This window comes from Brevibacillus ruminantium (assembly GCF_023746555.1).
Lineage (GTDB): Bacteria > Bacillota > Bacilli > Brevibacillales > Brevibacillaceae > Brevibacillus > Brevibacillus ruminantium.
This window is the reverse complement of sequence record NZ_CP098755.1, coordinates 4720044-4731600: the sequence shown is the minus strand read 5'-3', so window position 1 is coordinate 4731600 and position 11557 is coordinate 4720044. Positions and strand designations below refer to the sequence as shown.

11 protein-coding genes are annotated in these 11557 nt (G+C 49.2%); 7 read left to right on the top strand and 4 right to left on the bottom strand.

Features of this window, described 5'->3' with window-relative positions:
* Positions 1 to 166: 166 nt before the first annotated feature.
* From NDK47_RS23265 to NDK47_RS23250, 4 genes are all read left to right on the top strand, one after another.
* Positions 167 to 1216 (top strand): DctP family TRAP transporter solute-binding subunit, encoded by a 1050-nt coding sequence (locus NDK47_RS23265; RefSeq protein ID WP_251872117.1) that lies wholly within the window; start codon positions 167 to 169, stop codon positions 1214 to 1216.
* Between the two features lie 198 nt (positions 1217 to 1414).
* Positions 1415 to 2404, top strand: a complete 990-nt coding sequence (locus NDK47_RS23260) for an asparaginase (RefSeq protein WP_251872116.1) — start codon at positions 1415 to 1417, stop codon at positions 2402 to 2404.
* A gap of 46 nt (positions 2405 to 2450) precedes the next feature.
* The gene (locus NDK47_RS23255; protein WP_251872115.1) at positions 2451 to 2945 is read left to right on the top strand and encodes a TRAP transporter small permease; all 495 of its coding nucleotides are present in this window, start codon (positions 2451 to 2453) and stop codon (positions 2943 to 2945) included.
* A 52-nt stretch (positions 2946 to 2997) separates the two neighbouring features.
* Positions 2998 to 4263: a TRAP transporter large permease gene (locus tag NDK47_RS23250; protein ID WP_251872114.1), complete on the top strand. Its 1266-nt coding sequence runs from the start codon at positions 2998 to 3000 to the stop codon at positions 4261 to 4263.
* A 107-nt stretch (positions 4264 to 4370) separates the two neighbouring features.
* On the opposite strand, the gene NDK47_RS23245 is transcribed toward NDK47_RS23250, so the two are convergent.
* The 3 genes from NDK47_RS23245 to NDK47_RS23235 all read right to left on the bottom strand — a co-directional run bounded on the left by NDK47_RS23245 (position 4371) and on the right by NDK47_RS23235 (position 7469).
* Complete coding sequence (locus tag NDK47_RS23245; RefSeq protein ID WP_251872113.1) at positions 4371 to 5249, bottom strand: LysR family transcriptional regulator; 879 nt, start codon at positions 5247 to 5249, stop codon at positions 4371 to 4373.
* A 71-nt stretch (positions 5250 to 5320) separates the two neighbouring features.
* A complete protein-coding gene (locus NDK47_RS23240) occupies positions 5321 to 6805 on the bottom strand; it encodes a sensor histidine kinase (RefSeq protein ID WP_251872112.1) in 1485 nt (494 codons plus the stop codon).
* Positions 6795 to 7469 (bottom strand): response regulator transcription factor, encoded by a 675-nt coding sequence (locus tag NDK47_RS23235; protein WP_251872111.1) that lies wholly within the window; start codon positions 7467 to 7469, stop codon positions 6795 to 6797. The genes NDK47_RS23240 and NDK47_RS23235 overlap by 11 nt, the downstream gene beginning before the upstream one ends.
* A gap of 246 nt (positions 7470 to 7715) precedes the next feature.
* Between NDK47_RS23235 and NDK47_RS23230 the strand changes: the two genes are divergently transcribed.
* Positions 7716 to 8462: a stalk domain-containing protein gene (locus NDK47_RS23230; RefSeq protein ID WP_251872110.1), complete on the top strand. Its 747-nt coding sequence runs from the start codon at positions 7716 to 7718 to the stop codon at positions 8460 to 8462.
* A gap of 159 nt (positions 8463 to 8621) precedes the next feature.
* On the opposite strand, the gene NDK47_RS23225 is transcribed toward NDK47_RS23230, so the two are convergent.
* A complete protein-coding gene (locus tag NDK47_RS23225) occupies positions 8622 to 9500 on the bottom strand; it encodes a LysR family transcriptional regulator (protein WP_251872109.1) in 879 nt (292 codons plus the stop codon).
* Positions 9501 to 9633: 133 nt separating this feature from the next.
* On the opposite strand from NDK47_RS23225, the gene NDK47_RS23220 reads away from it, so the two are divergent.
* Positions 9634 to 10416, top strand: a complete 783-nt coding sequence (locus NDK47_RS23220) for a SagB/ThcOx family dehydrogenase (protein ID WP_251872108.1) — start codon at positions 9634 to 9636, stop codon at positions 10414 to 10416.
* Positions 10417 to 10452: 36 nt separating this feature from the next.
* Positions 10453 to 11514 carry a GNAT family N-acetyltransferase gene (locus NDK47_RS23215; RefSeq protein WP_251872107.1) on the top strand — a complete coding sequence of 354 codons (1062 nt, stop codon included), beginning with the start codon at positions 10453 to 10455 and terminating at the stop codon, positions 11512 to 11514.
* Positions 11515 to 11557 lie beyond the last annotated feature (43 nt).

Genomic DNA, 11557 nt, shown 5'->3' with positions numbered 1-11557 from the left:
AAATAGAATTTAAGTATTTCACTTATTGTCAAACAAAAAATATAATTCTGTTAAATCGTTTCAACCAAGCTCTACAGAGGTGATACAGCTTAGATTTATCAAGGAGTTTCCAGGCATGAACAAATGTGCAGGGGTCAATCTTTACAGAGAGGAAGGAGTTTTCAACATGAAAAAAATGACAGCGCTTTTTTTCAGTATCGCACTGCTGCTGTCCGGCTGTGGCCAAGCCACGGAAAAGAATCCGACAAGCACGACAAGCGCGGCAAGCGAAGGAGGCACAGCGGAAGGGATTCAAAAATTAAAGATTAAAATCACCCATGTGGTCGCTGAAAACACACCCAAGCATCAAGGTGCATTGGCCATGAAAAATTATCTGGAAAGCCATTCGCAAGGATTGATCAAGGTAGAGATCTATCCAAGCGGCGCTCTCTTCGGCGATCAGGACGAGTATCAAAACCTGATTGCAAACAACGTGCAGTTTATCATGCCTTCTACCAACAAGCTGATTGGTCAGGACCCAAGGTTTTACATACCGGCCATCCCGTTTTTGTTTGATTCCGATGAAAGTGCAATGAATTTTTGGGATGGAGAAAAGGGACAGGACATCCTGCACGGACTTCGCAAGGATGGGGTAATCGGTCTGCAAGTATGGCCAAACGGGCAAAAACATATCACCAATAACAAACGTCCGATTGTTTCTCCCGAGGACTTGAAAGGCTTGAAGCTTCGCGCTGACGGCGGAAAGATCGTCGCGGATATTTATTCTCCGTTTAACGTCAGTACACAATCCATCCCGTTTTCGGAGTTGTACACAGCTCTTTCCCAAGGCGTTGTGGACGGGCAAGAGAATCCGTTCAGCAACATTGATTCACAAAAATATGATGAAGTTCAAAAGTACATGACGGTCACTGGACATACTCGCGTAGATTATGTGCTGCTAACAAATTCAGAATTTTTCGATAGTCTGAATGATCCTACTCGCAAACTTATCGAAGAAGCTGTCAAGGAAGGGACGCAAGTGGCTCGCAGTAAAGCAGCCGAACTGAATGCGCAGGCTTATGAAGCGATAAAAAAACGGGGAGATATCGAAATTACGGAGCTAACCCCCGAACAGCGAGAAGTGTTCCGCAAGGCATTCCAACACGTCTATGACAAATACACGCCGATTATCGGGGAAGACGTGATGGAAGAAATCAAGAAACATAACGGTAAGTAAGCTTTTAGAAAGCAGTTAGCAAGCAGTTAGCAAGCAGTTAGTAAGCATGCAATAAGCAGTCAGTAAGCAGTCAGGCGGGCGGAAGATAGAAGCCGTTTTATTGGGATGTCGTCGCCCGTCTATTCTCGAAAAAAGTATCACAGCTATGGTCTCTCTCAGATATCACGTTTTCGCTACAACAATCATTTGGAGGTTTTTATGTCTAAGGTGGTCATAATCGCAACAGGCGGAACAATTTCAGGTTATAGCGGTGATCGGCTGGACTTGAAGGATTATAAATCAGGCAATTTCACGGCCGAGGACTTCCTGGCTGCCATACCGGAGATTCGGCAATTTACCGAAGTGGAATTTGAACAGGTGACCAATTTTAGCAGTACGAACATTACCCCTTACCATTGGGGACAATTGAAAGAGAAGATCGAGCATTATCTGAATGACCGGGATTACGACGGAGTCGTCGTCACTCATGGAACCAACACATTGGAAGAGACCGCATACTTTTTACATTTGACCGTCAATACGGACAAGCCCGTCGTTTTGGTTGGCGCGCAGCGGCCTTTCACTGCGCTGGGATCGGATGCCGCCATTAATCTGCTGCATGCCGTTAGAGTCGCGGTTCACCCTTCCTCGCACGGAAAGGGCGTGCTGGTTGTCTTGAATGACGAAATCAACAGCGCCCGTGACGTCTCGAAGACAAATACCTACAGGTTAGAGACCTTTCAGTCGAATCAACTGGGATTCCTCGGCTATGTGGACCCGGACGGGACGGTACAATACTACCGCTCGCCGGTCAGAAAGCATACAGCTCATTCCATTTTTGCCTCTCTTCCGCTCCAGGACCTTCCAGAGGTGGCGATCGTCTATTCCTACGCGGGAGCCGATGGGGAAATCATCCGATCGATCACCGCGACGAACAAATACAGAGGGATCGTAACAGCAGGCACAGGCGCGGGTAAAATATCCGCAGAAGAAGAGGCGGCGCTGGCCGAAGCAGCACAAAAGGGGATCGTCATTGCCCGCAGCAGCAGAGTGGGAGCGGGGAGAGTGGTAGATTTGGCGTGCTATCGGGACTATCCGTTCATCAGTGGCGATAATTTACTGCCGCAAAAGGCCAGAATTTTGTTAATGCTCTCCTTACTCGTTAGCGACAAGAGAGAAGAAATTCAGCAACTATTTGATGAATATTGATGCCCTTGCATCAATGATGTGCGAAAAGAGAAGGCGGTGAGCAGGGTTGAGTCAATTTTTTCGAGTCATCAGGATTATAGAGGATGCACTGAGCGGTTCTTTATTCATCCTTGCCGTACTGGTGAGTCTGTACGGTATTGTCACACGTTATATTTTGGAAATATCGCAATTCTGGGCAACAGAAATCTACACATTGTTTTTGGTGTGGGGCATCTTCATCGGATTTGGAACGGCCCTCCGGGATGATGCGCATATCTCCATAGACCTTTTATATGATCGTTTTCCTGAAAAATGGAAGAAGGTTTCCGATTACTTCGTCCTTTTGGTCGGATTCGCATTCAGCTTGTTCTTTATCATTACCGGTCTGAAAATGGTTGCTACCGTATACATACAAGGCGGCAAAACCCTAGATGTAGAGATGCCGATGTGGATTCCGTACCTGTCCATGCCGGTAGGAGGGCTGCTGTTATTCACGCATTTTCTCGAAAAGGCGATGAAACGATTCGCACCTCCGCAAATCGAGGGGAACGCAAGCGAATGAACATAACAGAAACAAAACCTATTTTTACGGATGGCGGGTTAGGGGGATTTGGATGGCAGTAGCTCTATTGATCATTCTTTTTATCGTACTTGCATGTTTACGCGTCCCGATTGCGATCAGTTTGGGAGCCTCCAGCGTGATCGCGCTGTGGATGATTGATTTTTCCATCGAAACCGTTGTACAAAAAATGTTCTCTGCAATCGATTCTACGACGCTGATGGCGATTCCCGGTTTTATTTTAGCGGGATTAATCATGGCGCACGGTGGAATTTCCAAATATCTGATCGAAGCATTAAAAGTGTGGATCGGTCATACCAAAGGTGGCCTGGCTGTCGTTACGGTATTGGCCTGCACCGTCTTTTCGGCAATCTCCGGCTCCAGCCCGGCCACAGCTGCAGCAATCGGCTCTATCATGATCCCGGCCATGGTCACTGCCGGCTATCAGAAAAACTATGCCATGGGCTTGGTAGCCACGGCGGGAACACTGGGTATTTTGATTCCTCCCTCGATCACGCTTATCCTGTATGGAATGGTGACCGAACAGTCGACGAAAAAGCTGTTTACCGCTGGGATTATCCCGGGGCTTTTGCTTTCCCTGCTGCTTGTCATCACCGTGACCATCGTCGCATACCGAAAAGGATACGGGGGACTGCCAAAAGTGCCGCTCGCGGAACGCTGGAAGCCAACATTGATGGCAAGCTGGGGGCTGCTGTTTCCCGTTTTTATTCTGGGGAGCATCTACACGGGGATTGTCACACCGACGGAAGCATCCTTTTTATCTGTAGCGTACGCGCTGCTTGTATCGCTGCTGGTCTACCGTGAGCTTACTTGGTCTTCTTTTCGAAAAATTATGACAGAATCAGTCAATACCACAGCCATGATTTTCCTGATCATTGCCTCTGCCACGATTTTCGGCATGTTTTTGACAACCGAACAGATTCCGCATCATTTTGCAGAATGGATCGGGGAAGCAGGTTTTCACAAATGGACGTTTCTCATCTTGGTCTGCCTTCTGTACTTTTTCCTGGGGATGTTCCTGGAAGCTACCTCAATTCTGTTGATCACTGTCCCGATTTTCTTGCCGATCTTGACCCTGCTGGATATTAATTTGATTCACTTTGCGATTATTCTGGTGATTAACATGGAATTAGCGATGATTACTCCACCTGTTGGCTTAAATATTTTTGTCATCAGTGGAATTGCCAAAGAGAGAGTAGAATCAGTCATTAAAGGAGTCTATCTCTTTTACTTTGTCATGCTGGTATGTCTCGCTTTGATTATTATTTTCCCGGAAATATCCCTGTTCTTAGTGAAGTAAAGTCATAACCACGCCGCAACACGCAAAATCCCCTCGAGATTTCTCGGGGGGATTTGCTCGTATGCTTCGTTGGGCTGAATCGCCCCAGGAGTGAGGCGGTTTGCCAGTTATTCCTGAAGGAGGGCGGGTGTCTGATACTCCGTTAGGAAATGGAAAAAGGAGCGTACGATGGCAAAATTCATGGAAGAGTGATGGCAGTATATCCAGGTTTTCCGATGGAGCGAGGTGCCGTCTTCTTTGTGCAACGGCTGGACAAACAATCCCTGCTCATTTTGCAAGCAGATGCTCGGGAGAATGGTGTAGCCTCTTCCTATTTTTACCATTTCCTTGCAAGTCTCCAGGTTGTCGACAAACATGGTAATCAACGAAGGTTCGTGAAATTTTTGTTTCCACCAGTCATCGATCATCTCTTTCAAATGGGGGTCCATCTGATAATTGATCCGGGGCAGACTAGGCAGCTGATCAATATCCAATGGTTCTTTCGACACGACGCAGATCGATTCATCGGACAGCGGGATCTTTTCCTCATGCCAATGATGAGTGCCTTTGACGATAGCGAGGTGGATATCTCTGGACACGAGAAGCTGCATAATATCACAACTGAAACCGGTGATGATCTGTACGTTCACCTGGGGAAAGCGTCCGAGATATTGGTGCAGCATTTCCGGTAAAATATACTGTCCAAACGTGGAAGAGACGCCAATTTTAATCGTGCCTTTTACCTCTGTGCCCATTGATTCAATCGTATCTCGCACCGTCTGCAATCTTTTCTTCATCTCTTCCGCATACTGCACGACCAACTCCCCTTGGGGCGTCAACTGCACACCGTTTCGATTCCGGACAAACAATGTGCTTTTAAAAAACTCCTCCATATGCTGAATCCGATAGGTCAAAGCAGGTTGTGAGATAAACAGTCGCTGCGAGGCTTTGGTAAAGTTCCGTTCTTCATTTAAAACCGTAAGAATGTCCCAATCTTTGTAATCCATACAGACCCCACCTTCTATGGCCTTCAACGGGATGATAAAACGGCTCGGGTTGCCTGTTTACCAGGCAGTGGCTATGCCTTTTTTCTGATAATGGGGATCGAAACGGTAAAGGTGCTTCCCTGACCGGGTACACTGGAAACGGCAATCGTTCCGTTATGGGATTCCACAATCCATTTGGCAATGGACAGACCGAGGCCGGTTCCTCCCATTTGTCGGGAACGGTTTTTTTGGACACGATAAAAACGGTCGAAAATGCGATCGAGATCCTCCGGCGGGATGCCAAAACCGGTATCCTGTACTTTAATCAGCAGTGCAGACTGCTTTTCTGTCGGTTCTATGGACAGTGTCAGGTGAATCTCTCCACCGGGAGGCGTGTATTTGATCGCATTGTCCAGCAGGATATAGAGAAGCTGATTGATCCGCTCGTGGTCGCCGAACACCGGAAGAACATCGGGAATGTGAGAATGAAGCTTCAGGTTTTGTGACTGGGCAAGTGTAGTGGTAGAGCGAACCAACTGCTGGGCGGACGGGGCCAGATCAAAGTGATCAAAGACAAGATCATCGCTGCGAGCGGTTTCAGAGCGGGCGAGCGTTAACAGATCATTGACCATCTTCGCCATCCGCTTTACTTCATTTTTCAAATTGACCAGCACGTTCTTGGAAAAGTCCGAAAGCTGCTCGCCGTCTTCCATTTCAAACACGTCAAGAGAGGAATGGAGGATGCTGAGCGGTGTTCGCAGCTCATGGGAAGCATCGGCCACAAATTCCCGTTGTCTCTGAAAGGATTGCCGGATGGGGATCATCGCCCGTTTGGACATGTAGTAACTGAGCAGGACCGCTACGCCGAGAAACAGAATGCCAAGAGCGATGAGAACGGTCAGTAAATTTTTCGTCAGCTCGTACGTAAAGGTGATATCTCTCCCTGTATACAGGAAGCCGACCAACTGTTTGTCCTGATAGACCGCCCTGCCGGTGATCATCAGTTGAATGTCGCGCTCTTTCTCCAGCATCTTCTGTTTCTCCAGCATTTTCTGTCTGTCCGGATTCTTCTCCCTGCCCGGGCTTTTTTCTTTGTATGGCGGATACGATGCTGGAGCATTTTCACTACGCTTAAAGGCAATCGGAGAAATCGTGATGCTTTCGTAACGAATCTCCCGTTTTCCAGGGACCCAGCCGTTAACCAGGTTGAGCAAATCGGGCCGCAGGCGGCGACTCCACTCATCGCCGAACTGAAGCTTTCCGTCGGAATTGACATAGTAGTAGAAAAATTGTTTGCCGCTTTCCCGGATCATACTGAGGTCGTCCAAATCCTGCTGATCGACCATCCCTTCTGGAAAAGAATCGCGGATGATCTGTACCTGTTGATCGGTAATCGATTGAAGCTGTTTATCCTGTTCAAAGAAAACAGCGAAATCGACCATAAAATAAACGATCGTAATAAAAAAGGAAAGAAAAATGGACATGACGGCTGTGTACTGCAAGGCGAGGCGGGTCTGCGTACGGGTAAAGACGTCCTTTTTCCAAGGACGATAGCGAGAAAACCATTTAGAGATCAAGTTTGTATCCCACCCCGCGAACGCTTTGAATAAAGTCCTTGCCGTTGTTCCAGTTTAACTTTTTTCGGAGCAATTTGACAGTTGCGTCGATGGTCTTCAGCGATACTTCTGCATCGAAGCCCCAAATTCTTTCATAGATCAACTCCCGGGACAAGACTTGTCCTTTGTTGCGAATCAGCAAATCCAGCAATTGAAATTCGCGCGGAGTGAGCTGTATTTCGACTTGATCGTCAAACACCGTACGGTTGGTAAGGTTGATTTTGATCGTGTCCAGCTCAATCAGTTGCTCCTGAAGCGGTGCGAAATTGCGGCGGCTCACTGCGCGAATACGGGCGAGCAATTCATCAATCTCGATGGGCTTGACCAAATAATCATCAGCACCGGCGTCCAGTCCGTTAATCCGGTCCTCCAGAGCATCCTTTGCAGTCAGCATGATAATCGCCCCTGCGTATCCCTCCCTGCGCAAGCGCTGGCAAATATGTACGCCATCCACTCCCGGCAGCATCCAATCGAGGATGAGGACATCGTAATGGGCGTCAATGGCGTAATCGAAAACCTCATCCCCGGTTGTCACCCACTCAACCTGGTATCCACCCTTTTTTTTCAGGAGGTGGGCAATCAGTTGGCCCAGCACGAGATCATCTTCCGCGACCAATATCTGCACGTCTTCTCCCCCTTTTGTACTGTCGACCCGAACATGATTTCCTATATCTTACCGTATTTACGTGAAAAATGAATGAAAAAAAGCTGGAAAGCGGTCACCTGAATTTCACCGATTTTTCACCATCCCCGGGTACAGTAGTCTTGACCCAAAACGTTCAAGTGCTTCGCTGCTTCGAAAGTTGACGGAAATCTCGTACATAGGGTGCAAGAAACAGCCACACGAAAAATGATGATGGGAGAGATCTGTATGTGGAAGAAGAAATGGGTGCCAATAGTGTCGTCAGTGATCCTGGCGGGAGCTGTTCTCATGCCGATCAGCACAGATGCCGCTGTCGGGAAAAAGACAGTTCAAGCCTCTTACAATAACATTAAAGTAATGTATAACGGTGCTGTCGTCACAACGGACCTGGAGCCGTTCATTATCAATGGCAGCACGTTCATTCCGTTGCGGATGATGGCGAATGTCTTCAACAAGGATGTCGTCTGGGACGGAACCAACTACACGATTAACGTCAAAGACAAGCCGGATACGCGCGTCGCTTCGCTGGAAGCACAACTGGCTGAGCGGGATTCCAAGATCAAATCGCTGGAATCCAAAATCTCTGATCTCAAGGATGAAGTTGACAAGCTGGAACGCAAGAAAGGCAGCAGCAGCAAAGACGATTTTGACGATCAGCTTGCCGATCTGGAAAAATACCTCAATCGGGAATTCGGCGATTTTGAAGACATCTCCTGGGATATTTCGCTGGATGGAGACGACGAAGATGATATCAGCGTAGAAATCGAGGTTGACCTGAGCGATTACGAAGATGAGTACGATGATCTGACCAAAAGCCAAATTCGCGGCTTTGTCGAAGATATCTGCGAAGCCATCTGGGATGAATTTAAAGATGCAGATATTGAGGGTGTCATTATCGACTCCGACGAGGACGAAGACCTGTATGAGTTCGAAGGTGACGGCTACAATAATAAGGTGACACTGTCTGCCGTCTAATCCGGTAGGCGAAGATCACTTTCTTGTAAACATGAAAAAGATCTTGCTTCCTTTGGGGGCAAGATCTTTTTGTGTGCGAATCCCCGCAAACGTTATGCTGCGGAGGTGAAGCTCTTTTATACAGCTGGAGCCCGGAGACATGCCGGAAAACATGCTTCTTCACGGAGCCGGTGCCGGGCCGTGCATGTTCAGATAATGTTGGGTGTGCAGAATAAATTCGGCCGCCACCGGGGAGATCTGATCAAAGCTGCGGGTAGCAATCACCAGCTCACGGGTAATGGCCGGGCGCAGCGGGATGGCGACAACGCGGGGCAGCGTTTCGGGCATGTAAAGCTCCGGCAGGATCGTCACCCCGACCCATTCCTGAACCATGGCGAGAAGCGTGGTCACATCTCTGACTTCCAAAGTAATCGTTGACGCCAGCCCGTGGTCCAGCAGCAGCTTTTTGATGCATTCGTCTTTGGGCATGAGGAAGCATTTGTCCTGAATCTGGGAAAAGGTGAGAGAGGGCTCATGGCGCAAGGGGTGGTCTTCGGGCACGAATACCATCATTTCATCCCGGGTGAGCCGCGTGTAATCCATTTCGGGAGCAGGCTTGGTCGTAAAGGCCACATCGACAACGGAACTGGTTATCCAACTGTTTACTTCGGCGTACTCCCCCTCAAACAGCACGATCTCCACCTGGGGATAGAGCTTTCGAAACGACCCGATCAAGCACGGCAGCAATCTGGTCGACACGGTGTGGATCGAACCGATCCTGAGCGTGCCGGTCTCGATTCCCTTGGAAGCGGAGGCCTCCTGTTTCATGCAGGAGATGATTTGCAAGATTTCACGAGCCTGCTTGAGCATGCGCTCCCCGATCGCCGTGGTGGACACTCCTTTTCGTCCCCGGTTAAAAAGAGGAACGCCCAATTCCTTTTCCAGACTGAGGATCATCTGGGAAACGGCTGATTGGGTAAAGCTCAAAGTGTCAGCGGCACGGGTAAAGCTCTTCGCTTCTGCTACGGCGATAAAGACTTGCAATTGGGCCAGAGTCACGTTGATCCTCCCTTTTCATTAGAGAAATCTAATCACTAATATTACTAACAGTTGTTTTACTAATTGAAATTGTGTTCGTATACTCGATTGTAGCCAGACGGCATTCAAAAGACAAGAGGAGGATGAACATAGCATGCATCCGGAGTGGCAAAGAATTTGCAATGAATTTTTGCAAGCGACATCTTATGCGGTCGGCGATTTGGAAAAAGGGTGGGCAGCCCGCTATGATTTTTCCAAAAGACCGCCTACCTATTTGCGTTATGAACAAGCGCTTGTGCGAATCCCTTTGGGGCCAAGTGAATTTCCTGCTTCCCCCGATCTTTGGGAGCTGATGGGTCATCGTCGCTCCAGACGAAATTTTCTGGATCGGCCGCTTTCCTTAAACGAATTGAATATCCTGCTATGGGGGACACAAGGCATCACTGCGGACATGGGTGATTACCAGCTGCGGACGACACCATCGGCAGGTGCCTTATACCCGATCGAAACGTATTTGCTCGTAAATAACGTGGAAGGCTTGGAAAAAGGATTGTACCATCTCGATATAGAAGAATGGTGTCTGGAAGGGCTGAAGCTTGAGGATGTATCGGAGCTGGCCTACGAGCTGACGGAAAATCAGGAGATGACGCGCCGCGCCGCCGTCAATTTTGTCTGGACGGCTGTGGTCGACCGCACGCGAGACAAGTACAAAGAGCGTGCGTACCGGTACATCTGGTGGGATGTTGGCCATGTGGCCCAGAATCTGCACATCGCGGCCAATGCACTGGGGTTGGGTGTGGCTACGGTAGGACATTGGTTTGATCAGGAAATGAATGAGTATCTGGGGATCGACGGACGGGAGCATTTCTCTGTCTTAATGGCTTCCACTGGCAAGGTAGAGGGAAGGGATTGGATACAGGACCGCCGGCCGACATAAGCTGGCGGACTTGGATTAGTATAAAAGAGGTCCATGTTGAGTGAATTTGATTCACAGTATGAAGAAAAAGGTGGGAAGTCGATGACGGCGATTACGGTTCGTTCCATCAGACCGGAAGAATGGGATCTCTTTTTGCAAGCAGGCAGTTCGGATGCGAAGGGCAGGCAGGAGACAGCACGTTATGTGGAACAAATGATTGCCGTCGGTTCGATGCGCCCGGAATGGTGCTTTGTCGCGGAAAAGGAGAATCATGTGCAGGGACGCGTCGCTTTGTGGACGCTGCCCAAGCTGGAAAAACCGCTTGATTTTGTCCTGCTCGATGTGCCGTGGGAACAGGAGGATTATCTCTGCTATGGAAAAGCTTTGTTGCAAACAGCGCTTGAGGTTTTCCAAAGCATGGGCGTAGAAAAAGCAGGCCATGTGCTGGACACACCTCCAATGACCCCGCAGTGGCAGACGTTCCCCGAACAACGCCAGGCATTGCTTACGCAAATGGGCTTTCTGCTTGAGCGAGAGACCTTCCGCTTTGAGTGGAGGCAGGGAGATCGAGTCGATCCGATACGGTCCGAGCGGGCAGACTTCGATCTGACAGAGCCCGAGGCGACCGACTCCGGTCTGATTTTTCGCTCCCTGGCCGAGGTGGGGAACCAGGTGTTTATCGATGCGGTGAAGCGGGTTTCAGCGGGTACGTTGGACAGCCGCATTCTCCAGGACCGTGATCGTCTCGGTGAAGCCGGGATGGCGATGGAGCTGTTTCAGGATCTGCAGCAGCTAGTGTACGACCCGGAATGGTGGCAGCTTGCCTATGCCGGTGAAGGACAGTGTATCGGGTTGGTAATGCCAGCAAAAAGCCCTGCTTTTTCGACGATTGGCTACATCGGTGTCATGCCGGAATACAGGGGACGCGGCTACATTCACAAGCTCCTCAGCCGGGGGACGGAGATTCTCAGGAAAGCCGGCGCCACGGTCATTCGGGCGGATACCGATGTGAACAACCTGCCGATGGCCAATGCCTTCCGAAAGGCAGGATATGTCCAGTTTGCCAGACGTGCGGAATACAGTTGCAAGATTTCAAAACCCCTCCAGATAGGTGAGTAAGCCGGTCTGGAGGGGATGTTGTTGTCTTTACCATCCTCGTCGC